Genomic DNA, 22,974 nt, shown 5'->3' on the forward strand with positions numbered 1-22,974 from the left:
GGACGATCGCTGCGCCCATGCTCGTATTAGTTTTGCAGGAGCCTAGGAAGGCGTGATAAATGCGTGTTCAGGTCTGGTGAAACTGTTGATGATTCCGCTAGTAGAATCGTCGCTGTCGTAGCCATTTCGGATCGTTTCAGCACGAGCTAAATTCGTGCCTCGGACTGGATAAGACATTAAGAAAACGAATAAAAACCTAATCGCTTCGAGTCTAGCCTATCGCCACGGGTTTTCGTTCGCAGGAATCGACGATTTCATAACGGCATCACCCGCCGTACCGATTCCGTCGCCATAGTGGAAATCTCCTACAACCTGTGCCGTACATTTCGACATAATCGGCATAGGTTTATTCACGTATGCCCACCGTTCCCAGTCACGTCCTTCACAGTCTTCTTCACCATCCGGATATTCATCGTCATCCGTGCTTTTAGCCTGCGAAGTGTAGCCGGTAGCCATAACGGAAGGCGTGGCCATACCAGTATTCGAGGTGTAACTTTCCGAACAGACCGTAATACCCATACGATGGTCGTAATACCCGCTGTTATCGTAAATTTCGGTGTTAAAGGTCTGACCGTGGATTAGTTCGTGAATAAAGATATTATATCCGTAGTCGTAACCGGTCTGGCTTCCAGTGTCGATGTCGAAGCCGATATCCGCGTGGTCAGCATTGGCAAAGGCGAAAATACCTTCGTCTGTCTGGATATCATCACCGCTCGGATCTGATTCGTAATTATACAGGCTTCCCCACGACTGGCCGAGATACGTATCAGTGTTCCGGATGATGGCGATATTCATATTTTCCGGCGAACGGCGATAGCTGGAAGCCGCATTACGCACGTCATCAGGGGAAAGAACTTCGCGGTCTATCTGAAGCGAAGACCAACCGTGTTCTCGTGCTGTATACACATCGACATTACCGACATAAGCGAACCAGCTTTCGAGATACTGCGCGAAGTCGTGCGCGGCATCGATACAGCCGTCATAAAATTCACTATCCTGAGTTGTGATATTAGGTCCGTCGTAAACGTAAATAGTCAGGTCCTGATAGTCGGCTGAATCGTTCGTAAGATGCGAAGCCGACGCGAGTCCGGAAGTAGCACCGACTGCACCGGCGCTAGCACCTGCGACGGCGGCTGATCTCATAAACGTACGTCGATCGATCGATCGGCAATTACCTTCAGACATTGCAGAACCACCCACAGCAGTGAGCTTAATAAAACCTTACTATAATCCGTCGGCACCTCGTTTAGACTCCCCGGTAATCGCGACGGCTCCCGCGAACCCTTAAGACTCCCCAGTCCCGTACCGAGCTAACGTGCATCGCCGGCGTTGGCCGCGACCTCGCGTATAACCCTGTAGCAGAGAGGGGAGTGGGACGGAGATGGTAGTGCTCTGGACACCCCTGACTGGCAGAAGGTTGTTGTCCCAGCTGATGTGCCACCCCCTGCGAGTCGACGGTTCGACCAGAAGGCGATACGCCGACTGGCGAACGAGTTCGCCGCCGACGAGGCTACGCCGCGCCGCGAAGGCGACCATCGACCGCTTCGAGGCGGTCCTCCTCGAGGGCCAGGTCGATTGCCGAGCGCGCCTCGTCGGTCGAGAGATTCGAATGCTGGGCGACGACCATAATCGTCTCGAGGCGGACGGCGTCCGGTTGCTTCGGGCTCGTCTGGGCGTCGACCATCGCGACGACGCGGTCGACCGGGTCCGTAGGCATATCCGAGTGTTCGCGAGGAGAAGGCAGCAGTCGGTCGGCCGTGGTCAGCCGTCGTGCTCCGCTTGCAGGCAGCGGTTGCATCTCTCGACGGGCGAATCGTCTGTACCGGATTGGCTATCGGTCGGTCGTCGACTAATCTTGGCCTCCTTGAGGACCTCGCCACATGCGAGTGTCACTTCATCGGTACCGAGCTCGACGACCCGGTGCCACTGGCCATCGTGACCGGTGGCCCACAACCCGAACGGCACTGACTCATCGACCAGATCGTACGGATCGGAAACCACTTCGCGATCGACCGTGGTTCCGGTCTGCATTCGAACTCGTTCGACGACGTGCCGGCCCTCATCATCGAGAACGAGGAGATCCTTCTCGAGGACCCGTCCGTCGATTCCCTCGACGTCGACGGGACCACGCATATGGTAGACGTGTTCCGAGGTCGTGCCGTCGGCCCAGTGGGTTTGCTCGATCGCCCAGTTCTCACCCCAGCGCTCGCGGGCGAGTTCCTCGAGCCGTTCGAGCCGGTCGTCGGAGTCACTCATCGGCTCCCCCCGCAGCCTCGCGGAGTCGCTGCATGGCGACGTCGACGTCCATTCCGCCGTTCGCGAGCGCGTGTTCGAGGTCCTCGATCGCGCGGGCGAGCTCCTGCCGATCGGGCGCCTCGGCGAGCCGGTCGTGGCAGTCGTCGAGGCGCTCTTTGTACGCCTGCCGGTCCTCGCGCGCCTCGGTCAGCGACGCCTCCAGGTCGGCGATTCGCTCCTGGAGGTCGGCGGGATCGGCAGGTGGTTCGACGTCGTCGCGCGGGTCGTCGACGAGTTCGTAAAGGCCTGGAGCAACGCGTTCGGCGTGACCGTGTTCGAGCATTCGGATAAGTCGCTCGCTGGCGTACTCCCGACTCTTGTCGAGTTCGTCAGCCACGTACGGCGGCGTGACGCGCCCCTCGCGTAGTAGCCCGAGGATCGATCGATCCGTGTCGTTCAGGTCGTCGTTACTGAGCACTGGTGAGTCTTTCATGCTCATGGCCTACTATTCTACGGGTAACGACAAGTAAGCTACGACCTGCAGGTAATAGCTTACTATCCGTAATCTATATGCCGCTGGGGAATAGAGTAGTAACTGAGCACGGGACGGCCGCGGAAAATGGCCGACGCGTTGGAGCGCGTTCGACCGTGCCGGTGAACGGCAGATGGCAACTACGCAGACTACCCACGAAACGGTTTCGACTCAGGGACAGCCCGACGACTACGACCACGACGACGAGGACGTCGTCTTCGAGCGGCGGTCGTGGAACTACGCCTACGTCGGCCGCGACGCCGAGGGGCGGTTCCACCACGTCGACCGCAAGCGCGGGCGCATCGTCGTCACCGCGGGCGACCGCGAGCGCGACGACAGCGAGGCGATTCCTCGCTTCCGTGTGCGCGGACCGACCCTCCACACTGAGGCGATCGAAGACGATGAGACCCTCCGGCGCTGGATCGAGTTCGTTGACGAGGAGGTGTGCGGCTGGGCCGAGCGGCCGGTTTCGGCGGCCGACACGCTTCAGGACGCGCTCACGGAGGGGATGTAGATGGCGGCCACCATCCAGACCGACGTCGACCTCGACGAGCGCGATCGGCGCGCGCTCGAACAGTATCTGACGGTGCTCGAGGACTACGGGCCCGCGAAGGGCGCCGAGGACCTCTACGTGGTCGTCTCGCAGTCGGGGAAGGAGTACCTCGTCGACGCGCGGACGGGCGCGTGTGAATGCCCCGACGCGGAGTATCGCCGACCCACGGGCGGATGCAAGCACGTCCGGCGTGTCCAGTTCGCGACCGGACGGCGTCCGATTCCTGCCGGCGTCGACGTCGACCCGCAGCTGAGTGCGCACGTCTCCGAGGGCGAGCCGCGGTTCGTCGCGACCGACGGCGGCCGGGTGACGAAGGTGCCGCTCGACTCGTTTGACGAGCTCGCATACGGCGACCGAATCGTCTACGTCGGGCCCGACGACCTCCCCGGCGGCTGGGCGGCGCCGCGCGATCGCGACCAGCCCTACCGCTTCCTGCACGTCTGCGTCGGCGGGACGCTCACCTGCGAGACGCGGTTCAAGAGCCGGCGATATCTCGCGCCCGAGCACCCGGCGAACGACCCGCGGCACTGGCGGCGGGCGACCGAGGACGAGATCAAGCGGGGGCTCTAACGATGCGCGTCACTGACCTGATTGAGACGCCCGACGGTCGCGACGAGATCGGCACGCCCGACGAGCACCTCGAGCGGTGTCCGAACTGCGGCGCGCTCTACCGCGTTGACGGATGGCACCGGTGCCCCGACGGGACGGAGGTGAGCCCGGCGTGAGCGACGACACGCCGAAGCGCCTGTGGGAGAACCTGAAGCACCGGCCCGCGGGCCTCCCCGAGAACGTCCCGGAGCCGCGGTGTGGGGACATGATCCAGTTCCGCGACCGCGACGATCTCGACTTCGAGCCCGGCATCTACCGCGTCGGGACGACGTCGCGCCGGCCGGACGGCGAGGGTGCGAACTACGGCCTCGTCCAGGTCGACGGGACGGACGTCGCGAACCTCTCGGGCGAGACGCTCGCCTCGCTGTGGGAGACCGAGAAGAGCGCGCTCTGGCCGGTGGTCTACCCGCGAGTGGACCTGATGAAGCGCCGGCGCGACATCGAGAACGGCGGCGTCACGTGGCACGGCGAGCCGTTGCACGCCGGCAAGGAACGCGCCCGGCGGAAGAAGAACGCCGAGCGCTACATGCGGATCGTCACCGGCGAGGAGGTGGACGACTGATGGCCGCCCGTGACACGATCACGATCCGGTGGACACCGCCGGACGCCCGCCCCCGCCGGCTGGTGTTCGAGCCGCGTGACGCTGGCGGCTGGCTTCGCCGCGAGGAAGTCTGGCGCGACGTCGATGGCGAGGGCCCGCGGTGGACGGTCACGGGCGAGGAGATCGTTTCGAACGTCGGCCTCGAGGCACCCGCGGCGATCATCCCGCGGCCGGCCAGCAAGACCTGGCGCGGGCCGTAGAAGACGCTGTTTTTCACCGCAGTTCGATACTACGCGTGGTTAGTATTGGGGCTTCTGAGCGCTCGACGTCTGGATCTTAGTCGCTTCTAGCGTAGACGCGTACGTTTCCGGTGTCCTCGATTCGGATCTCATAGCCAGCATACCGGAACGTAACCTGTATTCCGGCGGGCTCCAATGGTGTCGTGAACAGTGTGTTGAGGGCATCGGGGTCGATCGCCTCGTTGAGCGGGGGCAATTCGAGCGGGTCGGAGTCAGCCGCGTCTGCAACTGCAGAGGCGATTGCGTAGACCGGCGTCTGTCCCGGCTCTTGAGACCATCTCGTGCTGCTGACTAGCATTGAATCGGGTGCAGAGGCGATCTCATTTCCCTGTGATTCTCCCCCGGTCATACTCATGTAGCCAGCACCCTCTCTTATAAAAAGGTTGGCGAATTCAGATAGAATATTTGATCTTAATGTATTGAGTATCCACTCTGCCGACCGGAGATCTCGTCAATCTGGAGCGCGTACCACGTTCGGTCGAACTCGTCGAGTTCTACTAATTGGGACTCGCCTGTCTCATCTTCCTCGACGAAGAAAATGGGAGCTAGCTGCACAGAGACTTCGGAGTCCGGAATAGGTGCGATCGGCCCTGTGACGATAACGCTTCTCCAGGAGTCGACGTCGTCGTACTCGTAGATCGTCAGCGTCGCTTCCTCGGTCGCGACGGCGAATTGGTGTTTCTTACTCTCGGGGGTATTTACGAACCCAAAAATGAGACGGTCATTGGCTTCATCATACGCATATGATATCGGGAGACCATAGCTCCGGTCCCTACTCGCAATGCTCAAGACGCCGTGGTCGTGTGACGTGAGCAACGAGCGGCTCTCCCTCTCGCTTAACTCCGCCCCTACTTCCGAAGCGCCCCCCATAGGAAAGACAAACACACCTCAACGTCTTATGGCTTCTGCGGGAGCTAACAAGTCAGTTCTATCTCCCGAGTGAACTCCACAGCCCCCCATCTGAGACGGGAGACTGCATACCGCGCATGTGTATTATTCACGGCAGATCACTCCTCTCTGGCAACGCTCCTTGTGATCGGCGAGGAGCACCCCCGCTACGCAAGAAAACGCCTCGAAATATACCATACTGATCACATAACAAAGGTGGTGTCAGTAGCACCTCGCTCGTGTGTGACTACCCTATGGACGACCTGACCGGCTTTCAACGTGACCTCCTGTACGTCATCGCAGGGATGGACCACCCATCCGGACAGGCGGTGAAAGACGAACTCGACACGTACTACAAGACTACAATCGACCACGGGCACCTGTACTCAAATCTCGATATCCTTGTCGAGAAGGGTTTGGTCGAAAAAGGCCGGCAAGACCGTCGGACGAACTATTACGAGCTCACCGACGCGGGCGAGGCGGAAATCCGCGACCGTCGAGCGTGGCGGACGCAATATATCGAGTTAGAGGTGTAAGAGACGCAACTCTACACTTTGGAGGGTGTCTTCAGAAGGGCTCAAATGTTCAGTGCAGGTGATTTGTAGATTGTGAAAACTGGGCGTCTGCAACCGTTGCAGTGGCCAATTCACTTAAGGGAACCGATGGTGATTATTTAGAATGATGAAAATTAGACTTGTAAATGGGAAACGTGTCATCGACAAATGGGACGATGTTTTCGCGGCTGTCATGGCCGAACCGCGCCGCCAGATCATCGTCTCACTGTTGGACACGCCACCGGACCACTCGACTCCACTGCCGGAGAGCGCGATGAATCCTAACGTTCCCGTCGACCCCGAAACACTCAGACGAGAACTTCTCCACCAGCATCTCCCGATGCTAGCGGACAGGGATTTCATCGACTGGGAGGCAGACCCGTTCGTCGTTTCCCGCGGTCCTCGGTTCGAAGAGGTCGGTATCGTATTCGAAGCGCTACACGCACAAGCGGACGAGATCCCCGACTCTCTGGTCGTCGGTTGTCAGCGGCTCGAAGAAGAACGACAGTTTAGCTCCGGAGAGCTCCGCTAGTCCATCGGTCGTGTGCGCTACTCTCTCCCCCAATTCATTTAAGAATGTTAATGGAACTAACTGAGACTCGGTATCCGGGTATCTGAGGAGGGTAAGAGATTCTATTTCAGCCTAGGTCTTTATTATAAAAGTAGACGTCACCCACAGGTATGCCCTCCCGCCGCAATCTGCTGGTGTTAGCTTCAACTCTCTCCGTCCCCTTGTCGGGGTGTCAGACTCACTTCCGTGGTCAGCAGGCTGTCACACTTCATTCAATTGGAATTCGCAATGACGATCAAGAGTACCACACAATTTCAGTCCAAGTCGAAGAAAACGAAGAGACAGTGTTCCAGGAGGATTACGAGATTCAACCAGATATGGCGAAGGAGATCAAAGATCCCGGCGGTGAACCAGGCGCATATACAGTTTCGGCTTCATTTGACGGGGGCAATTATAGCCGAGATACCACCGCTACGATTGATGAAGGTGACTCGTGCGTCCGCGTCATATGGCAAATTACGCCAGATGAGACATTAGCGTCTGAAGTACAGTCGTACACCCAGTGCAGTGAGGTAAGCGAATAAGTTTACTCATCCAGTATTACATCTCTCGTGGCCTATAACGGTCTAGACTCGGTCACACTTGGGCCGGAGATCGTCTCGTACGTCGGCCTCGAGGTACCCACGGCGATCATCCCGCGGCCGGCGTCGAAGACCTGGCGCGGGCCCTGACCGCCGCAGCGGGACTCTTCTCTGATTGCCGGTCGTATCAAAAGAGGCAGCAGTGGCCGTGGTGATACCCTCAACCGGAGATAGTTGCAGAGGGAGAATATAGATCAATTAAAAGTATAGAACGATAGCAGCACCCGTAAGGAAGACAACCAGCATCAGCAGCACAATCCAGTCAGGTAGATCCTGTAGTGACTCATCGTTGGCCATGTCGATCAAATCCCAAACACATCGCCGAAACCGCCGCTGCCACCGAAGTCGTGCGGTTCACCAAAGTTCTCACGTCGTTTGATGATAAACGTAAACTGTGTCTGGTCCATCCCTATTCCCATCCCGCGACCCTGTGTAAACTTGTTTTCTAACTCTCGCCACCCATTGATATCGTCAATGCCGCACGCAAGGGCGATCACATAGGGATAGTTGTCGGCATAGTCTTCCAACTGCCCTCGGAGTTTCTTCTTTTGTGAGTTAGAAAAATGGCGCTTCATCTCGATGCCGACGATATCGTCAACAACGACATCTCCACGGGAAGCTCCGCGTTCCCGGTAGACCACATAGTTGCCGCCACCTCCAACCTCACCCAGAAGGTCGTCCATTCCACCGGCGGTCTGCTCGTTCAGCTGTTTGTCAAGATAATTAGCTAGTTCTTTCTGAAACTCTCTTTCATGCCCGTAATCCTGCGACGGTCGCCATGCTTCAACTAGTTCAACCACTTTTTGATACGTTTGGTCGCCCTGTCCAAACATGGTGATGTATCCAAATTAAAATATGATAAAGGTAGCGACTAACTAGATGAATACTACGGCGAGGTCGACGATTCTTCGAGCTTGTATGGGTCAAGCAGGCGACTTATGAGCCCTCGTGGCACGCGGAGAGACGAAATCCCCGTCAGGATTGACTATAGAGCTTGGGTTCCCGACTACTTTCAGTTTCCGTGACTCTCAGGTCGGGTTGTATTTCTGCCACAGGTACCTCCTACTGCCCGACAGAGCGGGATTTCCGAGAGAATCACTTTCGCTCTGGGGGAGAAAAACCGCTTTTATGTCACGTGTGGACGCCTCTGGTATGGCGACGAAACAACGTGCCCGGGTGGTGCTCGACCGAACCAAAGCACACGTCCGCTATCGGTACGTCTGCCCCCACGGCCACATCGACTGGGACCAGACGAACAACCACATCTGGTGTCGCGGCTGCCGGCGCCAGGCGGAGAACGGCGACGACGTCGACCCCGAACACCGAGAGCTCGTCGATAAGAAGACCAGCGAGGTGATCCCGTGGGAGCGCATCGAGATCGTCGTGCCCGAACCGGAGGAGCGGGAAGCGGACGCATGATCGCCGCACGCCATCACGACGATGTAAAGGAGCGTAGGATGGCCGCGACTACCGAGGAGCGAAACCAGCGAGGAGAACAGACTCAATCAGCTGCTGCTGTTGCGGTGTCTCCGCCGTCCGTTTCGGTGTCGTTTCCCTCGGATTCCTCATTCGCTTCAACGTCTTCAAGTAACCGCTCGATGACGTCATCGAAACTGTCCCCAGGGCGCTTCCGGTTGTTAAGGCGCTTCCATGTCTCCTCGGTTACACGAATGTGGGTGTCGGCTTTTCGGCCCATACCTGCCTGTTATAGCCTGCACCTATATAAAATATGGGCTAAAACGGCCATTGTTAACCATGGTAACGTCCGGGTTAATTGTCCATCCGGTAATTTTATGCCCCATGGAAAAGAAGGTTGGTGGTGATGTCGTCGGACACGAGAATCCGAGTCTCTGAAGAAAACTGGAAGCGGATCAACCGCGCACGCGAGCCGGGTGAGACGTTCGACGACACGCTTCAGAGGCTCTTAGACGGCGACAGTGACGAACCGGTTGAAGAGTAGGCGCCGCCTGCGCGCTCGGCCTCGGGTACCAATCGACTCCGGGCGCGCAGGTGGATGCTCACCACACGTCAATACCCATGACGTACGACGCCACGCGGGACGACACGTCCCGCAATGATAGGAGTATCGCATCAGACCAAGAGAGCGACGCCAAAACTGTTAGGGCCGATAATGTCGAGACCGGTGACACCACCCACACCCGGCGGACCCGCATCGTCACGGAGTTCGACGCCGCCGAGGCGGACGCCCGCGACGCGCAGTACACCCGCCCCGTCGCGACGCTGACGCCGGCCGGCCAGCTGCACATCGTCGGCGCCGGCGACGACGAGTGGCTCACCACCACCTACGCGATCGCCGCGGGTGATGCGCGATGACGGGGTTCGTCGACGCCGACGACGTCGAGCCGATGCTCGAACCGGAGTACGTCGGCGCGCACTCCGCGCTCGCGAGTGCCGAGTGCCAGCACTGGGACGACGCCGACCCCGACGTCGAACGCACGGTCCCGACGAAGTGCGGCCAACCAGCGACGCACACGATCGTCCTGCTCGGGAAGTACGGCCTGCGGGAGGTCGCGATGTGCGACATCCACGGCGAACCGGAGGACGTCACCGCCGGCGAACGCGAGTGGACCGGCGCCCTGCGCGAGCACATCGTTGAAGCGACCGACGAGGAGGTCGCCGACCACATCGGGGGTGACGCCTGATGGTCGACGCGGAGGTCCGCCCCGGCGACGTCGTCCACGACCTCGTCGAGCGGGGAAAGATGCAGGTCGTCGCCATCGCGGCCGACTCGGTCGCCGCCTACCGCGAGCGCGAGGACTTCGACCTCGCGGCGTACAAGAGCCACCCGCTGCTCGGCGTCGGTGACGACGAGCCGGTCTACACCTGCGTCTACCTGCCGGACGCACCGACGGCCACCTTCAGCGGGACCTACGACTTTCCGCGCTCGCGGCTGGCGCGCGTCCCCGTCGAGGAGGCGAACGCCGACCTCGACCGCATCCAGAACGCGCTGGCGATCGACCTGCTCGAGAAGCTGTTCACCCGCGCGGCGGAGGATGACGAGAACGCGGTCGCGGTCCTCGAACGCTACGCGACCGACGCCGGGATCGACGCGGACGCCGTTGCGGCCGCGCGCGAGCTCGCCGCGGCCGACCAGATCGGAGGTGACGGGGCGTGACCCTCCGCGAGCGTTTCGGCCTCGGCTCGGAGGCCGGGCCGCAGGCCGAGGACGTCGACGTCGACGACCTGCTGGCGGCCGTCCGCAACCGGCGGCGACGCCACCTCGTCCAGCATCTCGCGCGCGACCACGGGCCCGAGGACGTCGTGACGATCTCGCAGCTCGCGGAGTACGTCGCCGCCGTCGAGTTCGGCCCCGATTTCGACGGGGCCGAGCGCAAGGCCGTCTACGTCGCGCTCTACCAGACCCACCTCGACGCGCTCGAAGACGTCGGCGCCGTCGAGTGTGTCGACGACCGCGAGCGCGCGTACCGTCCGGGGCCGAACGCCGCGGCCCTCGCCGAAGTGATCGACGTCGCCGAGCGCGTTGCCGGTGAGACCGTGAGGGGTGACGAGGCGTGATCGCCGGCACCCTCGCGTTCCTCGTCGAGCCGGCCGCCGAGCCGCTCGCGAACTACCACGACACCCACCGCGCACTCCACGTCGAGTCGGCAGTCAGCTACCTCGACGACCTGACCGTCCAGCGTGGGACCGTCGCCGGGCGCGTCCCGAAAGAAGAGGAGATCGTCTCGATGGACGGCCACGAGATCGAGGTCGAACGCGAGACGCGCACGCGCACGGTCGCTTCGGACTGGATCGGCGACGTCACTGGCGGCGGCTGGCTCGTCGCCGAGCGCACGCACTCCCCACGGCAGGAGGACGAACACCTCGACGTCGACTGGCCGTTTACGGCGTTCGTCAAGCGCACGGGCGTCGAGATCGAGCCGGTCGCCCTCTCACCCGCGCAGTTCGTCCGCAACCAGCGCGACGCCGACCGCGATTACACGATCGAGATGGCCTCGCGCGAGTACAACGTCGACGACGTCTCGATCCAGTGGGGGCAAGGTGCGCTCAAAAAAGACGCCATCAAGTCCGACGTCGGCGTCGCGCTGACGACCCTCTGGCGCGGCGAGTTCGTCCGGCTGGTCCTCTACGGCTCTGGATACTTCGCCGTCTGGGAGCCCGCCGAGTGGCCGATCGAGGAGTTCGCCCGGTTCGTCGACGAGGAGATCGTCCCGATTGCCTTCGTCCCCGAAGAGGACGAGACCGAGGCCGAACAGGAGACGCTCGACGGCGACCGCGAGCGGGTGAGCGCCTGATGTCGTTCACCGAGACCAACATCCGGTGGACGGACACGACGTGGAATCCCGTCCACGGGTGCTCGAAGACGAGCGAGGGGTGTCGGAACTGCTACGCCGAGGCGGTGAGCCGGCGCTACGGCCACACCGAGGCCGACTGGACGCACGTCAATGCAGAGGCGAACGTCCAGCTGAAAACGCACTACCTCGGCGACCGCCTCCGCGACCCGCGCTGGGTGTTCGTCAACAGCATGTCTGACCTGCTGCACGCCGAGGTGCCCGACGCGTTCGTCGGGGCAGTCCTGGAGGCGTGCGCGGACATGCCCGCCTCCGCGTTTCAGGTTCTCACGAAGCACGGGCCGGACGCCGATCGGGACGTCCCGGTCGGCCTGCCGGAGAACGTCATGCTGGGCGTGAGCGTCGAGTCGGCGCGCCGCGAGTACCGCCTCGACTGGCTTCGCGAGCAGGACGCGACGACCCGGTTCGTCAGCTTCGAGCCGCTCGTCGAGCCCGTCACGGACCCTGACCTCGCGGGGATCGACTGGGCGATCATCGGTGGCGAATCCGGCGCCGCCGACCACCGACGGGAGATGGATCCCGCGTGGGCGCGCGCCCTCGTCACCGCGTGCCGGGAGCAGGACGTCGCGGTGTTCTTCAAGCAGCACAGCGGGCCGCACCCGGAGCGCGACGTCCGCCTCGATCTCGGTGACGGCCCCGAACGAATCGAGGAGTTCCCCGCGCTGCCCGACGGCGTCGTCCCAGCACCGCAGGAGTTCCTTACCGACGAGGTGGTCGCATGACGCTCCGCTACGAGGTCGTCGGCGCGGTCGATCGGTCGGTCGGGGACTCGCTCGACCTCGGCGGCGAGACCATCCTCGTCGACGACGGCGACGACGACCTGCTGCTCGCCCAGCCCACCGGCGGTGATGCCGATGAGTGACGGTAACGCTTACTACGCCTTCGCGAACGGCGTCCAGACGGAAACGGTCTGCTACACCAATATCCGGAACACGCGCGCCTGCGTCGTTGTTCCGGAGGATATCCCGGTCGACCACCTCCACGAGGTGATGCACCTCTCCCGGTGCAACGGATTCGTCTGTACGCATGTCAACCCGCTCGACGGCGAAGCCTTTGACTTCGAACTCGAGTTCACGCCGATCGACGCCGTCGACATCAATCGGGGTGACGGCAGCGATGAGTGACTGCGACGTCTGTGGCGGTCGCTCGTACCTCTGCCGGGAGTGTCGCCACGAGGCGCTCGAACGGCGCCACGGGACGCCTGCGGACAACCTCGACGATGACGTCGAGTGCTGGGTCCAGGACCTCACCGAGATGTGGCACGCCTCGATGTACTTCGAGGGCGAGCGCCACGTCGCGGCCTGCGGCACGATCCTCGAGACGCCGGTCGCCGGCGTTCGCGACGACCCGCGGTTCGTCGACGGCGCCGACGCCTGCGAGGCCTGTGTCGCCTCCCTCGACCGCGAGAGCGACGAGCAGCGGCTCCCCGACGGCGGGGAGTTCGAGCGCGCGAGTGAACTGCGGGCGGATGGTGGTCGGCGACTCGACCCGGCGATCGACGTCGGTGCCGTTCGCGAGCGCGTCGACTGCTGGGTCCGGTTCCCCAGCCAGCGCGCGCAGGCGATCCACGTCCCCACGGACGCCGACCGCGAGGCGCCGGCGACGCCCTGCCGGCACAAGCCCCGTATCGGAGCGCCGAAGGCGTACGACCTCGGTCACTTCACCGACGCCGACCTCGAGGCTCGGCTCTGCGAGGAGTGCGCCTTCGAGGCGCTCGGCATCCGGCGCGAGGTGGACACGAGCAAGTTCGGCCGGTCGCCTGCGGACGTCCTCGCCGCGGCCGGCCTCGACGAGCCCGACGATCGCGATCACGAACTCGTCACCGACGGCGGTCGTAATACAGCGACGAGCGAGAGTTATCGTTCGTTGTCACCCGGCAATCAGGCCCAGGGCTCCGACGATCGCCATTCCAACTCCCATAATTCGGGTGAGTGCCACTTTCCAATCTGCTGGTTCGACTTCGGACCAGGACCGCTTGCTCCCGATCGAGTCAAGTTGCTCCTCGAACCGCGCGAGCTTATACGGCCAGATCGCACCAGGGGCCCCGAAAACAAGAAGGAAGATTGCCAATGGCGTTTCCATATTTCGCCCTGCCAGTGTCAAGTAATAACTCTTCTGGGACGACTCTTCAGGCCAGCAGTCGCTTCAGATCCCGACTCAGTTCCTTCTATCCAGTGCGCAAAGCAACGAACGCTCCGTGACATTTGCACGGGAGCTGAGCAGCGGGGTGGTCGGGATGCCGAGTAACGGCGCGAACGTCGGTCCGATCATCTTCGCGAACGAGATCGCGCGCTCGCAGCTCGTCAACGAGGGCGAGGTCGTCTCGTTCCGGCAGGGCCGGCGAACCACGGGCGAGACGTGGTGGCGAAAGAGCCGGACCAGCCCGAAGGAAGGTGACGTCCTCGTCGAGGAGATCGGGCCCGTCGATCCCGGCCTGCCGTGCAGCCGGTTCGAAGCCCACGCCGACCTGAGCGGGTTCGCCTCTGCTGACGAATGGCGGGAGGCGATCTACGACCTCTACGGCCGCTACCCGGACGGCTACCTCTACCGGGTTACGGAGCGTGGTCGCGATGCGTGACGACGAGGGCGTCGTCTACGTGGCCTGCCACAGCGCGAGTCGGCGCGTCTACCACACCGACCCCGACTGCCGGTACGTCGCGCAGGCCGACCACCGCGTCCAGACGTGGCAGCGCGAGACTGCCGAGGCGTGGGACCTCCGAGAGTGCCAGCGGTGTGCTGGCGCCCTCGGCCCCGCCGCCGACACCGACGTCGGAGGTGAGTCCGCATGAGCCACGTCGACGACGCGCTCCATCGGCTCGCCGACGTCGTCGAGGCCCTCGAAGAGACGGCGGTCGACGTCGACCGCGCGCACGTCCTCGACTGGGACGACCAGACGGTCACAGGCCAACTGGTCGTGATCGCACCGGCCGACGGCGACCTCGCGATCGGGGCGGTCGCGCCGGCGACCGGTGCCGACGAGTCGGTAGCTGACGACCAGAACGCGGACACTGATCAGGAGGCCGACGAGTACGCCTGTGACGTCCCCGGCTGTGACTACACGGGATCGGAACGCGGTCTCGCGATCCACAAGGGCCGTGCGCACAAGGGCGGCGGCGACGCGGACGACGAGCCCGAGGACGAGGACGACGACACCGGTGAGGACCCGTTCGTCGAGGCACGGAAACGCCAGCAGGACAGCGAGGAGAGCGACCCCTCCACCGAGGACGACACTACGTCAGAGGCCACGTCAGAGGCACCCGATGTCGACCTCGCGGAGGCGGACGCGGACGACGGCGCCGAAGGATCCGGCGCCGCCGGCGACGACGACCAGGACGAGAGCGCGGCGGCGGACGGCGCCCAAGAGACCGGTGCTGAATCCGAGAACGAGACCGAAACCGAGGCCGAAGACGGCGCCGACGCTGGGTCGTCGCGACGCTACCAGTGCGCCTGCGGCGTCGCCTGCGAAACCAGCTTCGAGTACTACGTCCACCGCACCGAGGACCACGGCGTCCCGCAGGCACACCTCGGCTACCTCGAACCCGGCGAGTTCGAGGAGATCGTTCGCGAGGGGGAGACGCTCCAGGACATCGTCGACGCGACCGGCTGGAGCCCCGAGCGGACGCTCCGGGCGCTCGGCGTCTACGGCCTCTCCGACGTCGTCGGACCCGACGGGATCGAACTCTCGAATCTGACCGACTACGAGTTCGAGGGCGTTGCCGCCGTCGACGAGGCCGGCGACGAGGAGACGGAGGCCGTCGACGAAGTGGCCGAGGAGCCTGAGCGATCGGTCGCGAACGATGGCGGCGCCGTCGCCTTTCGCGACTACTCCGGGTCGGCAGGTAACGCGAACCGATGCTCGAATTGCGGCGCCCACCTCGACAAGAAGTTCACCCGGGTCTTTGAGCCCGACGAGGAGGGCGCCCCGCGGGCCTGCCCGAACTGCGACAACCTCGTCCGCGAGGCGGACGCCCAGACGATCCGTGAGAAGCGCAGCAAGCGCGGGGGTGGTGTCTGATGTGCGAGCGCGCGCAGCTGACCCCTAAGGGCACGATCGGGTTCCTCGCCGCCTACCTCGCGGTCCTCGCCGGCGCCTACGTCGTGGGGGTGATCGTGTGATGGCCACTGACACCGACGCCGACAGCGATGCCGACCCTCGCCGGCGCTGGAACCCCGCGACCGACCCCGCGATCGACGAGGCGATCCGCGAGCGATACCGGGCCGTCGAGATGGCCATCGGGCACGTCAGCGACCACGTCTACCGCAAGTGGGCCCGCCGGGCGCCCGCCCACACCGAGTGCGACGTCGTCACAGCGTGGCACGACGGCGAGCCCGTCCACTACCCGAGCGCGGCCAACGGCGCCGTCGCGCGCTACCACCGCGAGAGCGATATGCTCGTCCTCGCGCGGATGGGCGCGCTCGTCTCGACCGTCCCGCTGGGCGACCGCCCGCGTGACGAACAGCAGTACGTCCGCAATCAGGTGACCTCCGAATGAGTACGAGCAATACGCCGTTTGATTCAATTCGCAACGACGACGACGTCCGTGCCGGCACTGAAGAGCTTGCAGAACGTGACGGGAAACTCGGCGCACTCGCCCGGATCACGCTCGCGATCGCGGACGGACAAGAACCGAACCCGGACGACTGCGAAGAAGCTGGCCTCGAGACGCTCCCGAAACTCGCGCGAGGTGAGGAGTGATGTCAGTTCGAACTCTCGAGTTCGTCAGCGAGGGTGACTGGGTCGTCGATCGCCTCGAGGACGGTTCGGACGGCCTGACGTTCTTCGGCAGACAGCGGGTCGTCGCTATCGAGCGCCTCGTCAAGTGCGTCGTCGGACGCCGCGTCAGTCTCCTCGGCCAGCTGCTCGATGTCGGGGCCAAAGAGTTCGTCACAGGACGGGCACCGACGCCAGTGATCTTTGAGGAGTTCGCCACACGTCGGACAGGCGTCGGGAGTCATGGGGCTCTCGCGCTCGGGTTCGCGGTAGCCGACTGCAATCTCGGCCTTCTCGACGTACTCGTCGTTCGTTACGTGCGCGTAGACCGTCTCGAGGATCGTGCTGTCGGGTGCGACACCGAGCAACGACCGCAGCGTGTCGCTGTCGAGATCGTAGTCGCGCTTCATGACGGTCACGAAGTAGTGTCGGAAGTTGTGCGGATTCACCGGCTTATCGACGCCAGCCCGATCGGCGATGCGCTTCAGGTGTTGGCGGATCCCGGGATCGCTCCATGGCTCGTCGAGGTTCGTCCGGTGGTTCTTCGGATCGCCGACGAACAGCGGCGCGTCGGGGTCGTCCTTTCGAGGATGGTACTGCAGCCAGTCACGGACGTATTTCCGCGCGCCGAACATCGGTCGCTTCCGACCGCGATCGGCAGCGCCTTTCAGTCCGTCGACGTCGTCGTTGAGGTAGATCACGCCCTCTTGGACGTCGGCGTCCCGGATGCGAAGCGTCTGAAGTGCGGTGATGCGCTGACCGGTGAAGATGAGCAACTCGAGGAAGGCCCGGTCTCGCGGCGTCTCGCACGCCTCGCGAAGTGCGTCGACCTCATCGTGAGTGAACATATCCTGTTCGTCGTGGCGCGGCGGCGACCGCTCGCTGTAGACGTGGATATCGTCGGGGTCGACTCCGAGAGTATCGTGATAGCGGTAGAAGGTCCGTGCGGCGGACTGGTAGCGGGCGAGCGTCGTCTTCGAGAGGCCACGGTCGTCGTGCTGGCCATCGATGAACGCGTTGAACTCCTCGGCCGAACACTTGAGGAGATCACAGCCGCGCTCGACGCACAGCCGGAGGCTCTGCAGGTAGGCCTCGATCGACCGCGGAGCGTAGGTCTTCTCGCTCCCGTCGGCGTCGAAGTATTTTCGGCGCGTCGTCTCGCCATCGAGCGCGTCAGCCCACTCAAGGAGCGCGTCGCGAACATCTCGCGAGAGTTCGCCGACGTCAGCGAGTTCGTCGATCGTGTTCTTCTCGCGGTTGAGTCGGTCGCGCGGCGTCGTAGCCATGAACTATCTGGACAGTCAGGTTCTGACACAATAATGTTTGGCGTGTCTGCAACACGGCGAACGCGGTGTTCGCCCTGTTCGCGCTCGCGGCGATCGGCCGGCCGCGGACCGGCGTGATGGTCGCCTTCGAGCGGGCGGACGCGCCGGTCGACCTTCCGGTGCTGGTCGCGGCCGTCCTCCTCGCGGGGGCGCTGGCGTTCGCGCTCACGCTGGTCGTCGGCGACGCCTACCTCGAGGTGGTCGGCCGGACCGAGTACTGGAAGCTCTCGGCCGCGGTGCTCTCGCTGCTGGTCGCCCTCTCGTTTCTGTTCACCGGCCCGCTCGGGGTCGCCGTCTTCGCCGTCGCCGCGACGGTCGGACTGGTCCCGGTCCGGTTCGGGGCTCGCCGGGTCCACCTCATGGGCGTCCTGATCGGACCGTTGATCTTCAGTTCGTGAGCGGGGCCGCGAACTCGACGCCGACCGCCGCCGACGTTCGCGCCCGGAGTGGGAAAGACAATCGTTAAAAGCGGCGGGCGGAAAAGGGTGGGTATGAGTACGACGGACGAGCGAGGGACGCGCTCCTGTGTCTCTTGCGGGATCAACATCGCGGGGACGAACGCCGCGTCGTTCAAGTGCCCCGACTGCGGGACGCAGATCTACCGCTGTGCGAAGTGCCGCAAGCAGAGCAACCTCTACGAGTGCCCCGACTGCGGGTTCACCGGACCGTAACCATGGGAAAAGTCGCCGCCAAAATCAAGGTCATGCCGAACAGCCCCGAGATCGACCTCGACGCGCTCCAGGAGCGCCTCGAGAGTTCCCTCCCCGAAGGGGCGAAGATCAACGGCGTCGAGCGCGAGGAAGTCGCGTTCGGCCTCGTCGCCCTCTACCCGACCGTGATCGTCCCCGACGGCGCCGGCGGCACCGAGGCCGTCGAAGAGGAGTTCTCCGCGGTCGACGGCGTCGAGAGCGTCGGCGTCGAGAACGTCGGCCGGATCTGAGGATCTAAACGGTTTTTTCGCGCGGGCGTCGCGGTCAGCCGTCCGAACTCGCGTTCGAACTCGACTCCGGGAGGCCGGCGTCGACGGCCTCCAGGTACTGTTCGAGGAGGGCGGGAAACTCCCGGCCCCTGAGATAGCGCAGGCCGAAGTCCTCCGTCCAGGCGACGATGCCGGTGTCCTCGGTGACGACGCCCGCGTCGAGTTCGCGGGCGAGGATCAGGAGGTCGAAGTCCTCCCGGGAGTCGAGGACGCCCCGTCGCATCGCCCGCCGGTACTTCTCGCGCAGGTCTGCGATCACCGCGTCGACCTCGGTCTTGTACTCGTGGTCGTCGAGGGGTTCGTTCGCGGAGGCCTCCGCGCGCCTGACGGCCTCCTCGGAGACGCGCAGGCCGCGGTCGACGCGGTCGCTCATCTCGTCGACGAAGCTGTAGACGACGTTCGCGGGGATCGTGACCGCGTACCGGTCGGGGTGTTTGCGGATCACCCAGGTGTTGAGCCTCGCGAAGAGGTCCTCGTCGACGTCGCGGTCCGCGAGCATCGTCGTCAGTTCGTCGTGGATCGTCGGCGGCACGTAACAGGAGATGCCGAGGTGGAGGCGAGCCCGCGCGATCAGGTCGAGGAGGCGGTGGATCGCCTCCTCGGCGGACTCGTCTCCCCGACGGATCTCCTCGGTGAGGAACGTGGAGGTGTCGAGGACGAACCGCTGTTTGAACGGATCGGCTGCCATGTCGCGACCTTGGGTCCGCGACGGCAAATAAGTGGACCGCGCCGGCAGTCAGGAGAGCAGTCGCGCCGCCTCCGGGGAGAGGTCGACCGTGACGTCCTCGTCGACGACCTTGCTGACCTCGTCGAGGTTGCCCGCGAGCACCTTCAGTATGTCCCCCGGGTTTGGGTAGACGAGCATGGTGCCGTCCTCGCCCTCGGCGACCAGTTGCGTGTCGTTCAGGACGATCTGGTCGTTCTGGATCGTCGCCGTGACGACCGGCAGCGTCTCCGGTTTCCCGCCGTCGGTCCCCGTTACCTTCTGGATGTTCACGGTCTCGAGTCCGAGGACGTCCTTGTACTCCTTGACCCGCTCGGCGCAGGCGACCATGTCGTTGAGGATCGCCGTCCGGCGCTCGTCGCCGTGGTCGCCGTCGAGACAGTGCTGGCAGACGCGGAGTTCGAGTCGCATTGGCGGACGTTGTCGGCGCGCGCCGATGACGGTTTCGACTCTTCGACCCGACCGCGGACAGCCGTTATGGGCGCGGGACGCGTACCCCCGACCGGGTGACAGACCGTGGCGGAGCCGTACCACAGGCGACTCGGGATGGGGGAGGAGGCCTTCGAGGACCTCGCCGAGCACCTCCAACGTCGCGAGTACGAGGGCCGGGAGTACCGACACGTCCCCGACTACCGGCGCGGCGTCGAGCGCGGGACGGTCCTGCTGGAGGGGGTCGTCGTCCGCGGGTTCCCGAAGGTGCCCCGGACGCTCGTCCTCTCGGAGGGCGTCCCGAACCACTTCGAGGACGCCGAGGTGGCCGTCGAGGAGAAGTTAAACGGGTACAACGTCCGCGTCGCGTGCGTCGACGGCGACGTCCTCGCGTTCACCCGCGGAGGGCTGATCTGTCCGTACACCACGTGGCTGCTCGACCGGCGCCTCGACGTCGACTTCGAACCGATCTTCGAGGCCTATCCGGAGGCGATGCTCTGTGGCGAGGTGATCGGCCCGGAGAACCCCTACACGAGCCACGACTACCCCGCGGTCGACTCGATCGCCTTCCGCGCGTTCGACTGGCGCGACCGCGAGTCGGGCGACCCGCTGTCGGTCCGCCAGCGCCGCGAGCGCTACGAGTCGTTCGGCGTCCCGCAGACGCGGCTGTTCGGCGTCTACGACGTCGACGAGACGGCCGCGGCCGTCCGCGAGGCCGTCGCCGAACTGGACGCCGAGGGTCGCGAGGGCGTCGTGATGAAGTCGGCCGACGCGCGGACCCAGTTGAAGTACACGACCTCGGCGGCCAACCGGGGCGACCTCGCGTTCGCGTTCTCGCTGCCGTTCGACTACGGGCAGGCGTTTATGTTCCGGCGGCTCATCCGCGAGGCGTTCCAGTCGGTCGAGTGGGACGAATCCGACGAGCGGGCCCGCGAGCGGGCCCACGACCTCGGCGAGGCGATCCTGCTCTCGATGCGCGACTCCCTCCGGACGGTCGACGAGGGCGGCACGGTCGGCGAGCGCCACACCGTCCGGGGCGACGACGAGGCGATCGACGCGCTGGTCGAACACCTCCGCGGTCAGGGGCTCTCACTCGAAGTCGAGACGGACCGGCGCGAGGACGGCGACCGGGTGCTCACGTTCCGCAAGCGGGCGCAGTCGACGAACGACAAGATCCGCAACTACCTCGACGGACACGTCGTCCGCGAGTGAGGGCCACACATCTAGATCGGGCGACACACCTAACTCCGTCCCCTTCCACGTCACGGCTGTCAATGAGCGACGAGTTCCGCTCCCTTTCGAAGAGCGACGTGGAGCGATTGCGAGACGACGTGGCGACCCACGACCTCCCGGCGGCCGTCGAACCCGTACTCGACGAGTACGCGCGCGTCGCGGGCGACCGCGACTCGTTCATCTGGCGGTGGCTCCACCGGCTCTTTCCGCACGTCAGGCTCTCCTGTGTCGATCCGGCGGCGGCCGAGCGAGTGCGGACCGCCAAACTGCTCGCGTCGATCTACGTCTCGGCCGTCGACGACGTCGCCGAGTCCCACGGCGACCGGGCCACGTTCGAGGAGGCGTCGAAGGTCCCGTTCGACCACCTGCATCCGCGCCCCGACCGCGAGGGGGTCGACGCCGACCTCGTCTCGTTCGCGGCGACCGTCTGGGACCGGTTCGATGGGATCGTCGCCGACGCCCCCCGCGCCCCGGAGTTCGCGGACGTGCTCCGGTTCGACTTCCGGCAGGCGCTGACCGCGATCGAGTTCTCCGCGCTCGCGAACCGGCACCTCGAACTCCTCGCCCCGGAGGAGGTCAGCCGCTACGACGCCCACAACATGCTGGTCTACGTCTGCGCCGACGTCGATCTGTTGCACTCGCCCGAATTCGACGCGACGGAGTTGGCGCCGCTGCGGCGGGTGCTCGCGCGCACCCAGCGGATGGCGCGGATCGGCAACTGGCTCACCACGTGGAAGCGCGAACTCGCGGAGGGCGACCTGAGTTCGGGCGTGATCGCCCGCGCGCTCGATCGCGGGGTCGTCACGCTGGCGGAACTCGAGGCGCTGCGGGACGAACCGACGGACGAGCGGGTCGAGACGATCGCCCGACGGATCGACGAAAACGATGTGGAGGATTTTTACCTCCGGCAGTGGCACGAGGACTTCGCCGCCGTCGAGGCGCTCGAACCCGTCATCGAATCGGTCGACGTCGAGTCGTACCTCGAGGGGTTCGAGACCGTCCGCCGGTACCACGTCGCCAGCGAGGGACTGAAGTGATGACCGCTACCGGACCACGAGAGACCCACACCGTCGAACCGCCACCCGACGAGGACGATTGGCCCGCGGGGATCGATCGGGACCTGCTCATCGAGGCGGTTCGCCGCTCGAACGTCCTCGCCGAACTACGATCGGGGCCCGCCGACGCCAGCGAACTGGAAGCCGCCCTCGACGTCTCCCGGTCGACGATCCACCGGGCGACGAAGTCGCTCGAGGAACTGAACCTGATCGAGAAGTCGAACGGCCGGTTCGAACTCACCGGCGTCGGCGACGTCGTCGCCCGGGAGACGGACGTCTACGGGCGGCGCATCGCGGCCGCGATCTCGCTCGAACCGTTCCTGAACCTCGTCGACGTCGAGGACGTCCCGATCGAACACTTCGCCGACGCGACGGTGACGGTGCCGAAGCCGCGCCAGCCACACTTTACCGTCCGCCGGATCATGGACCTGATCGAGGAGGCCGACTCCCTCCGGCTTTTCACGTCGGTCATCTCCCCGTTCTACGTCGACGTCGCTCACCGCGAGATCCTCGAGGGGACCGAGGTCGAGGCGATCTTCGACGCCGACATCCTCGACATCGTCCTCGCGGAGTACGAGTCGGAGGCGAGGGGGGCGATCGAGACGGGGAACTTCGACGTGTACGTCCACGACTCGGTCCCGTTCGAACTGTTCCTCCTCGACGGGAAAATCGGGATGGCCGCCCACGACGAGAACGGCATCGCGCGGGTGTTCGTGGAGGCGGACTCCCCGGAGGCGATCCGGTGGGCCCGTCGCCTCTACGACCGGTACCTCGCGGAATCGCGGCACAAAGCCCCCTGAACTGCCGTCCCCGTTCGGGGCTCC

The 22,974-nt window shown here is 64.2% G+C and carries 40 protein-coding genes and 1 pseudogene; 30 read left to right on the forward strand and 11 right to left on the reverse strand.

Annotated elements, in window-relative coordinates; all coding sequences use genetic code 11:
* Window positions 1-216: 216 nt before the first annotated feature.
* From NKG98_RS03320 to NKG98_RS03335, 4 genes are all read right to left on the reverse strand, one after another.
* The gene (locus NKG98_RS03320) at window positions 217-1,143 is read right to left on the reverse strand and encodes a hypothetical protein (RefSeq protein WP_254768251.1); all 927 of its coding nucleotides are present in this window, start codon (window positions 1,141-1,143) and stop codon (window positions 217-219) included.
* A gap of 367 nt (window positions 1,144-1,510) precedes the next feature.
* Window positions 1,511-1,717 (reverse strand): hypothetical protein, encoded by a 207-nt coding sequence (locus tag NKG98_RS03325; protein WP_254768252.1) that lies wholly within the window; start codon window positions 1,715-1,717, stop codon window positions 1,511-1,513.
* A gap of 44 nt (window positions 1,718-1,761) precedes the next feature.
* On the reverse strand, window positions 1,762-2,256 hold the full coding sequence (locus tag NKG98_RS03330; RefSeq protein WP_254768253.1) for a hypothetical protein: 495 nt from the start codon (window positions 2,254-2,256) through the stop codon (window positions 1,762-1,764).
* Window positions 2,249-2,734, reverse strand: a complete 486-nt coding sequence (locus NKG98_RS03335; RefSeq protein WP_254768254.1) for a hypothetical protein — start codon at window positions 2,732-2,734, stop codon at window positions 2,249-2,251. The genes NKG98_RS03330 and NKG98_RS03335 overlap by 8 nt, the downstream gene beginning before the upstream one ends.
* Before the next feature lie 166 nt (window positions 2,735-2,900).
* Between NKG98_RS03335 and NKG98_RS03340 the strand changes: the two genes are divergently transcribed.
* From NKG98_RS03340 to NKG98_RS03360, 5 genes are read left to right on the forward strand one after another with little or no spacing between them, the layout of a single operon-like run.
* Window positions 2,901-3,281 (forward strand): hypothetical protein, encoded by a 381-nt coding sequence (locus NKG98_RS03340; protein ID WP_254768255.1) that lies wholly within the window; start codon window positions 2,901-2,903, stop codon window positions 3,279-3,281.
* Entirely contained in the window at window positions 3,282-3,890 is a 609-nt protein-coding gene (locus NKG98_RS03345; RefSeq protein WP_254768256.1) for a hypothetical protein, read from the forward strand.
* Between the two features lie 2 nt (window positions 3,891-3,892).
* Window positions 3,893-4,045 carry a hypothetical protein gene (locus NKG98_RS03350; RefSeq protein ID WP_254768257.1) on the forward strand — a complete coding sequence of 51 codons (153 nt, stop codon included), beginning with the start codon at window positions 3,893-3,895 and terminating at the stop codon, window positions 4,043-4,045.
* Window positions 4,042-4,491 carry a hypothetical protein gene (locus NKG98_RS03355; RefSeq protein ID WP_254768258.1) on the forward strand — a complete coding sequence of 150 codons (450 nt, stop codon included), beginning with the start codon at window positions 4,042-4,044 and terminating at the stop codon, window positions 4,489-4,491. The genes NKG98_RS03350 and NKG98_RS03355 overlap by 4 nt, the downstream gene beginning before the upstream one ends.
* Window positions 4,491-4,730 (forward strand): hypothetical protein, encoded by a 240-nt coding sequence (locus tag NKG98_RS03360; protein WP_254768259.1) that lies wholly within the window; start codon window positions 4,491-4,493, stop codon window positions 4,728-4,730. The genes NKG98_RS03355 and NKG98_RS03360 overlap by 1 nt, the downstream gene beginning before the upstream one ends.
* A 76-nt stretch (window positions 4,731-4,806) precedes the next feature.
* Here NKG98_RS03360 and ddfA read toward each other — a convergent pair whose 3' ends face one another.
* Entirely contained in the window at window positions 4,807-5,118 is a 312-nt protein-coding gene (ddfA, locus tag NKG98_RS03365) for a DdfA family disk-determining factor (RefSeq protein ID WP_254768260.1), read from the reverse strand.
* Window positions 5,119-5,180: 62 nt separating this feature from the next.
* The gene (locus NKG98_RS03370) at window positions 5,181-5,639 is read right to left on the reverse strand and encodes a pyridoxamine 5'-phosphate oxidase family protein (protein ID WP_254768261.1); all 459 of its coding nucleotides are present in this window, start codon (window positions 5,637-5,639) and stop codon (window positions 5,181-5,183) included.
* 272 nt (window positions 5,640-5,911) lie between these two features.
* On the opposite strand from NKG98_RS03370, the gene NKG98_RS03375 reads away from it, so the two are divergent.
* The 3 genes from NKG98_RS03375 (at window position 5,912) to NKG98_RS03385 (ending at window position 7,306) form a co-directional block, all read left to right on the forward strand.
* Window positions 5,912-6,193, forward strand: coding sequence for a PadR family transcriptional regulator (locus tag NKG98_RS03375; RefSeq protein ID WP_254768262.1), 282 nt, complete (start codon window positions 5,912-5,914; stop codon window positions 6,191-6,193).
* 142 nt (window positions 6,194-6,335) lie between these two features.
* Window positions 6,336-6,743: a hypothetical protein gene (locus NKG98_RS03380; protein ID WP_254768263.1), complete on the forward strand. Its 408-nt coding sequence runs from the start codon at window positions 6,336-6,338 to the stop codon at window positions 6,741-6,743.
* A gap of 149 nt (window positions 6,744-6,892) precedes the next feature.
* The gene (locus NKG98_RS03385; RefSeq protein WP_254768264.1) at window positions 6,893-7,306 is read left to right on the forward strand and encodes an Ig-like domain-containing protein; all 414 of its coding nucleotides are present in this window, start codon (window positions 6,893-6,895) and stop codon (window positions 7,304-7,306) included.
* A 359-nt stretch (window positions 7,307-7,665) separates the two neighbouring features.
* Here the strand turns inward: NKG98_RS03385 and NKG98_RS03390 are convergent, their stop codons facing one another.
* Complete coding sequence (locus NKG98_RS03390) at window positions 7,666-8,196, reverse strand: hypothetical protein (protein WP_254768265.1); 531 nt, start codon at window positions 8,194-8,196, stop codon at window positions 7,666-7,668.
* A 319-nt stretch (window positions 8,197-8,515) separates the two neighbouring features.
* Between NKG98_RS03390 and NKG98_RS03395 the strand changes: the two genes are divergently transcribed.
* Window positions 8,516-8,782 (forward strand): hypothetical protein, encoded by a 267-nt coding sequence (locus NKG98_RS03395; RefSeq protein WP_254768266.1) that lies wholly within the window; start codon window positions 8,516-8,518, stop codon window positions 8,780-8,782.
* 82 nt (window positions 8,783-8,864) lie between these two features.
* On the opposite strand, the gene NKG98_RS03400 is transcribed toward NKG98_RS03395, so the two are convergent.
* Complete coding sequence (locus NKG98_RS03400; RefSeq protein ID WP_254768267.1) at window positions 8,865-9,059, reverse strand: antitoxin VapB family protein; 195 nt, start codon at window positions 9,057-9,059, stop codon at window positions 8,865-8,867.
* 126 nt (window positions 9,060-9,185) lie between these two features.
* Here NKG98_RS03400 and NKG98_RS03405 point away from each other — a divergent pair, with 126 nt between their 5' ends.
* The 15 genes from NKG98_RS03405 (at window position 9,186) to NKG98_RS03475 (ending at window position 16,390) form a co-directional block, all read left to right on the forward strand.
* Window positions 9,186-9,323, forward strand: a complete 138-nt coding sequence (locus NKG98_RS03405) for a hypothetical protein (protein ID WP_254768268.1) — start codon at window positions 9,186-9,188, stop codon at window positions 9,321-9,323.
* A 77-nt stretch (window positions 9,324-9,400) separates the two neighbouring features.
* Window positions 9,401-9,697, forward strand: coding sequence for a hypothetical protein (locus NKG98_RS03410; protein WP_254768269.1), 297 nt, complete (start codon window positions 9,401-9,403; stop codon window positions 9,695-9,697).
* A complete protein-coding gene (locus NKG98_RS03415; protein WP_254768270.1) occupies window positions 9,694-10,026 on the forward strand; it encodes a hypothetical protein in 333 nt (110 codons plus the stop codon). Before NKG98_RS03410 ends, NKG98_RS03415 begins: the two co-directional genes overlap by 4 nt.
* Window positions 10,026-10,499: a hypothetical protein gene (locus tag NKG98_RS03420; RefSeq protein ID WP_254768271.1), complete on the forward strand. Its 474-nt coding sequence runs from the start codon at window positions 10,026-10,028 to the stop codon at window positions 10,497-10,499. The genes NKG98_RS03415 and NKG98_RS03420 overlap by 1 nt, the downstream gene beginning before the upstream one ends.
* Complete coding sequence (locus NKG98_RS03425) at window positions 10,496-10,900, forward strand: DUF7344 domain-containing protein (protein WP_254768272.1); 405 nt, start codon at window positions 10,496-10,498, stop codon at window positions 10,898-10,900. Before NKG98_RS03420 ends, NKG98_RS03425 begins: the two co-directional genes overlap by 4 nt.
* On the forward strand, window positions 10,897-11,637 hold the full coding sequence (locus tag NKG98_RS03430; protein ID WP_254768273.1) for a hypothetical protein: 741 nt from the start codon (window positions 10,897-10,899) through the stop codon (window positions 11,635-11,637). Before NKG98_RS03425 ends, NKG98_RS03430 begins: the two co-directional genes overlap by 4 nt.
* The gene (locus NKG98_RS03435; protein ID WP_254768274.1) at window positions 11,637-12,416 is read left to right on the forward strand and encodes a DUF5131 family protein; all 780 of its coding nucleotides are present in this window, start codon (window positions 11,637-11,639) and stop codon (window positions 12,414-12,416) included. Before NKG98_RS03430 ends, NKG98_RS03435 begins: the two co-directional genes overlap by 1 nt.
* Window positions 12,413-12,556: a hypothetical protein gene (locus NKG98_RS03440; RefSeq protein ID WP_254768275.1), complete on the forward strand. Its 144-nt coding sequence runs from the start codon at window positions 12,413-12,415 to the stop codon at window positions 12,554-12,556. The genes NKG98_RS03435 and NKG98_RS03440 overlap by 4 nt, the downstream gene beginning before the upstream one ends.
* Window positions 12,549-12,818, forward strand: coding sequence for a hypothetical protein (locus NKG98_RS03445; RefSeq protein ID WP_254768276.1), 270 nt, complete (start codon window positions 12,549-12,551; stop codon window positions 12,816-12,818). The genes NKG98_RS03440 and NKG98_RS03445 overlap by 8 nt, the downstream gene beginning before the upstream one ends.
* On the forward strand, window positions 12,811-13,941 hold the full coding sequence (locus NKG98_RS03450) for a hypothetical protein (protein WP_254768277.1): 1,131 nt from the start codon (window positions 12,811-12,813) through the stop codon (window positions 13,939-13,941). The genes NKG98_RS03445 and NKG98_RS03450 overlap by 8 nt, the downstream gene beginning before the upstream one ends.
* Window positions 13,931-14,272: a hypothetical protein gene (locus NKG98_RS03455; protein ID WP_254768278.1), complete on the forward strand. Its 342-nt coding sequence runs from the start codon at window positions 13,931-13,933 to the stop codon at window positions 14,270-14,272. The genes NKG98_RS03450 and NKG98_RS03455 overlap by 11 nt, the downstream gene beginning before the upstream one ends.
* Window positions 14,265-14,483 carry a hypothetical protein gene (locus tag NKG98_RS03460; protein WP_254768279.1) on the forward strand — a complete coding sequence of 73 codons (219 nt, stop codon included), beginning with the start codon at window positions 14,265-14,267 and terminating at the stop codon, window positions 14,481-14,483. Before NKG98_RS03455 ends, NKG98_RS03460 begins: the two co-directional genes overlap by 8 nt.
* Window positions 14,480-15,709, forward strand: coding sequence for a DUF7563 family protein (locus NKG98_RS03465; RefSeq protein ID WP_254768280.1), 1,230 nt, complete (start codon window positions 14,480-14,482; stop codon window positions 15,707-15,709). The genes NKG98_RS03460 and NKG98_RS03465 overlap by 4 nt, the downstream gene beginning before the upstream one ends.
* 100 nt (window positions 15,710-15,809) lie before the next feature.
* Window positions 15,810-16,187: a hypothetical protein gene (locus NKG98_RS03470; RefSeq protein WP_254768281.1), complete on the forward strand. Its 378-nt coding sequence runs from the start codon at window positions 15,810-15,812 to the stop codon at window positions 16,185-16,187.
* On the forward strand, window positions 16,184-16,390 hold the full coding sequence (locus NKG98_RS03475) for a hypothetical protein (RefSeq protein WP_254768282.1): 207 nt from the start codon (window positions 16,184-16,186) through the stop codon (window positions 16,388-16,390). The genes NKG98_RS03470 and NKG98_RS03475 overlap by 4 nt, the downstream gene beginning before the upstream one ends.
* Window positions 16,391-16,392: 2 nt before the next feature.
* Here NKG98_RS03475 and NKG98_RS03480 read toward each other — a convergent pair whose 3' ends face one another.
* Window positions 16,393-17,691 (reverse strand): site-specific integrase, encoded by a 1,299-nt coding sequence (locus tag NKG98_RS03480; RefSeq protein ID WP_254768283.1) that lies wholly within the window; start codon window positions 17,689-17,691, stop codon window positions 16,393-16,395.
* Between the two features lie 50 nt (window positions 17,692-17,741).
* Here NKG98_RS03480 and NKG98_RS03485 point away from each other — a divergent pair.
* From NKG98_RS03485 to NKG98_RS03495, 3 genes and pseudogenes are all read left to right on the forward strand, one after another.
* A pseudogene (locus NKG98_RS03485) lies at window positions 17,742-18,128 on the forward strand (tripartite tricarboxylate transporter permease); the annotation flags it as partial.
* Window positions 18,129-18,221: 93 nt separating this feature from the next.
* Window positions 18,222-18,401: an HVO_2753 family zinc finger protein gene (locus NKG98_RS03490; protein WP_254768284.1), complete on the forward strand. Its 180-nt coding sequence runs from the start codon at window positions 18,222-18,224 to the stop codon at window positions 18,399-18,401.
* Window positions 18,402-18,403: 2 nt separating this feature from the next.
* Window positions 18,404-18,670, forward strand: coding sequence for an elongation factor 1-beta (locus tag NKG98_RS03495; protein WP_254768285.1), 267 nt, complete (start codon window positions 18,404-18,406; stop codon window positions 18,668-18,670).
* A gap of 34 nt (window positions 18,671-18,704) precedes the next feature.
* On the opposite strand, the gene NKG98_RS03500 is transcribed toward NKG98_RS03495, so the two are convergent.
* Together NKG98_RS03500 and NKG98_RS03505 are read right to left on the reverse strand one after the other, a co-directional pair.
* The gene (locus tag NKG98_RS03500; RefSeq protein WP_254768286.1) at window positions 18,705-19,397 is read right to left on the reverse strand and encodes an RNA ligase partner protein; all 693 of its coding nucleotides are present in this window, start codon (window positions 19,395-19,397) and stop codon (window positions 18,705-18,707) included.
* A 48-nt stretch (window positions 19,398-19,445) separates the two neighbouring features.
* The gene (locus tag NKG98_RS03505; protein WP_254768287.1) at window positions 19,446-19,844 is read right to left on the reverse strand and encodes a hypothetical protein; all 399 of its coding nucleotides are present in this window, start codon (window positions 19,842-19,844) and stop codon (window positions 19,446-19,448) included.
* Between the two features lie 135 nt (window positions 19,845-19,979).
* On the opposite strand from NKG98_RS03505, the gene NKG98_RS03510 reads away from it, so the two are divergent.
* The 3 genes from NKG98_RS03510 to NKG98_RS03520 all read left to right on the forward strand — a co-directional run bounded on the left by NKG98_RS03510 (window position 19,980) and on the right by NKG98_RS03520 (window position 22,950).
* A complete protein-coding gene (locus tag NKG98_RS03510) occupies window positions 19,980-21,074 on the forward strand; it encodes an RNA ligase (protein WP_254769417.1) in 1,095 nt (364 codons plus the stop codon).
* A gap of 62 nt (window positions 21,075-21,136) precedes the next feature.
* Window positions 21,137-22,132 (forward strand): hypothetical protein, encoded by a 996-nt coding sequence (locus NKG98_RS03515; protein WP_254768288.1) that lies wholly within the window; start codon window positions 21,137-21,139, stop codon window positions 22,130-22,132.
* Window positions 22,132-22,950 (forward strand): helix-turn-helix transcriptional regulator, encoded by an 819-nt coding sequence (locus NKG98_RS03520; RefSeq protein ID WP_254768289.1) that lies wholly within the window; start codon window positions 22,132-22,134, stop codon window positions 22,948-22,950. Before NKG98_RS03515 ends, NKG98_RS03520 begins: the two co-directional genes overlap by 1 nt.
* Window positions 22,951-22,974 lie beyond the last annotated feature (24 nt).

Source organism: Salinilacihabitans rarus, from assembly GCF_024296665.1.
GTDB classification, from domain to species: Archaea; Halobacteriota; Halobacteria; order Halobacteriales; family Natrialbaceae; genus Salinilacihabitans; species Salinilacihabitans rarus.

Bases quoted from the DNA above. Each gene is read 5' to 3' on its own strand.
- NKG98_RS03320 (WP_254768251.1), bottom strand. From the start codon at position 1,143: ATGAGATCAGCCGCCGTCGCAGGTGCTAGCGCCGGTGCAGTCGGTGCT.
- NKG98_RS03325 (WP_254768252.1), bottom strand. From the start codon at position 1,717: ATGCCTACGGACCCGGTCGACCGCGTCGTCGCGATGGTCGACGCCCAG.
- NKG98_RS03330 (WP_254768253.1), bottom strand. From the start codon at position 2,256: ATGAGTGACTCCGACGACCGGCTCGAACGGCTCGAGGAACTCGCCCGC.
- NKG98_RS03335 (WP_254768254.1), bottom strand. From the start codon at position 2,734: ATGAGCATGAAAGACTCACCAGTGCTCAGTAACGACGACCTGAACGAC.
- NKG98_RS03340 (WP_254768255.1), top strand. From the start codon at position 2,901: ATGGCAACTACGCAGACTACCCACGAAACGGTTTCGACTCAGGGACAG.
- NKG98_RS03345 (WP_254768256.1), top strand. From the start codon at position 3,282: ATGGCGGCCACCATCCAGACCGACGTCGACCTCGACGAGCGCGATCGG.
- NKG98_RS03350 (WP_254768257.1), top strand. From the start codon at position 3,893: ATGCGCGTCACTGACCTGATTGAGACGCCCGACGGTCGCGACGAGATC.
- NKG98_RS03360 (WP_254768259.1), top strand. From the start codon at position 4,491: ATGGCCGCCCGTGACACGATCACGATCCGGTGGACACCGCCGGACGCC.
- ddfA (WP_254768260.1), bottom strand. From the start codon at position 5,118: ATGACCGGGGGAGAATCACAGGGAAATGAGATCGCCTCTGCACCCGAT.
- NKG98_RS03370 (WP_254768261.1), bottom strand. From the start codon at position 5,639: ATGGGGGGCGCTTCGGAAGTAGGGGCGGAGTTAAGCGAGAGGGAGAGC.
- NKG98_RS03375 (WP_254768262.1), top strand. From the start codon at position 5,912: ATGGACGACCTGACCGGCTTTCAACGTGACCTCCTGTACGTCATCGCA.
- NKG98_RS03380 (WP_254768263.1), top strand. From the start codon at position 6,336: ATGATGAAAATTAGACTTGTAAATGGGAAACGTGTCATCGACAAATGG.
- NKG98_RS03385 (WP_254768264.1), top strand. From the start codon at position 6,893: ATGCCCTCCCGCCGCAATCTGCTGGTGTTAGCTTCAACTCTCTCCGTC.
- NKG98_RS03390 (WP_254768265.1), bottom strand. From the start codon at position 8,196: ATGTTTGGACAGGGCGACCAAACGTATCAAAAAGTGGTTGAACTAGTT.
- NKG98_RS03395 (WP_254768266.1), top strand. From the start codon at position 8,516: ATGGCGACGAAACAACGTGCCCGGGTGGTGCTCGACCGAACCAAAGCA.
- NKG98_RS03400 (WP_254768267.1), bottom strand. From the start codon at position 9,059: ATGGGCCGAAAAGCCGACACCCACATTCGTGTAACCGAGGAGACATGG.
- NKG98_RS03405 (WP_254768268.1), top strand. From the start codon at position 9,186: ATGTCGTCGGACACGAGAATCCGAGTCTCTGAAGAAAACTGGAAGCGG.
- NKG98_RS03410 (WP_254768269.1), top strand. From the start codon at position 9,401: ATGACGTACGACGCCACGCGGGACGACACGTCCCGCAATGATAGGAGT.
- NKG98_RS03415 (WP_254768270.1), top strand. From the start codon at position 9,694: ATGACGGGGTTCGTCGACGCCGACGACGTCGAGCCGATGCTCGAACCG.
- NKG98_RS03420 (WP_254768271.1), top strand. From the start codon at position 10,026: ATGGTCGACGCGGAGGTCCGCCCCGGCGACGTCGTCCACGACCTCGTC.
- NKG98_RS03435 (WP_254768274.1), top strand. From the start codon at position 11,637: ATGTCGTTCACCGAGACCAACATCCGGTGGACGGACACGACGTGGAAT.
- NKG98_RS03440 (WP_254768275.1), top strand. From the start codon at position 12,413: ATGACGCTCCGCTACGAGGTCGTCGGCGCGGTCGATCGGTCGGTCGGG.
- NKG98_RS03445 (WP_254768276.1), top strand. From the start codon at position 12,549: ATGAGTGACGGTAACGCTTACTACGCCTTCGCGAACGGCGTCCAGACG.
- NKG98_RS03450 (WP_254768277.1), top strand. From the start codon at position 12,811: ATGAGTGACTGCGACGTCTGTGGCGGTCGCTCGTACCTCTGCCGGGAG.
- NKG98_RS03455 (WP_254768278.1), top strand. From the start codon at position 13,931: ATGCCGAGTAACGGCGCGAACGTCGGTCCGATCATCTTCGCGAACGAG.
- NKG98_RS03460 (WP_254768279.1), top strand. From the start codon at position 14,265: ATGCGTGACGACGAGGGCGTCGTCTACGTGGCCTGCCACAGCGCGAGT.
- NKG98_RS03465 (WP_254768280.1), top strand. From the start codon at position 14,480: ATGAGCCACGTCGACGACGCGCTCCATCGGCTCGCCGACGTCGTCGAG.
- NKG98_RS03470 (WP_254768281.1), top strand. From the start codon at position 15,810: ATGGCCACTGACACCGACGCCGACAGCGATGCCGACCCTCGCCGGCGC.
- NKG98_RS03475 (WP_254768282.1), top strand. From the start codon at position 16,184: ATGAGTACGAGCAATACGCCGTTTGATTCAATTCGCAACGACGACGAC.
- NKG98_RS03480 (WP_254768283.1), bottom strand. From the start codon at position 17,691: ATGGCTACGACGCCGCGCGACCGACTCAACCGCGAGAAGAACACGATC.
- NKG98_RS03490 (WP_254768284.1), top strand. From the start codon at position 18,222: ATGAGTACGACGGACGAGCGAGGGACGCGCTCCTGTGTCTCTTGCGGG.
- NKG98_RS03495 (WP_254768285.1), top strand. From the start codon at position 18,404: ATGGGAAAAGTCGCCGCCAAAATCAAGGTCATGCCGAACAGCCCCGAG.
- NKG98_RS03500 (WP_254768286.1), bottom strand. From the start codon at position 19,397: ATGGCAGCCGATCCGTTCAAACAGCGGTTCGTCCTCGACACCTCCACG.
- NKG98_RS03505 (WP_254768287.1), bottom strand. From the start codon at position 19,844: ATGCGACTCGAACTCCGCGTCTGCCAGCACTGTCTCGACGGCGACCAC.
- NKG98_RS03510 (WP_254769417.1), top strand. From the start codon at position 19,980: ATGGGGGAGGAGGCCTTCGAGGACCTCGCCGAGCACCTCCAACGTCGC.
- NKG98_RS03515 (WP_254768288.1), top strand. From the start codon at position 21,137: ATGAGCGACGAGTTCCGCTCCCTTTCGAAGAGCGACGTGGAGCGATTG.
- NKG98_RS03520 (WP_254768289.1), top strand. From the start codon at position 22,132: ATGACCGCTACCGGACCACGAGAGACCCACACCGTCGAACCGCCACCC.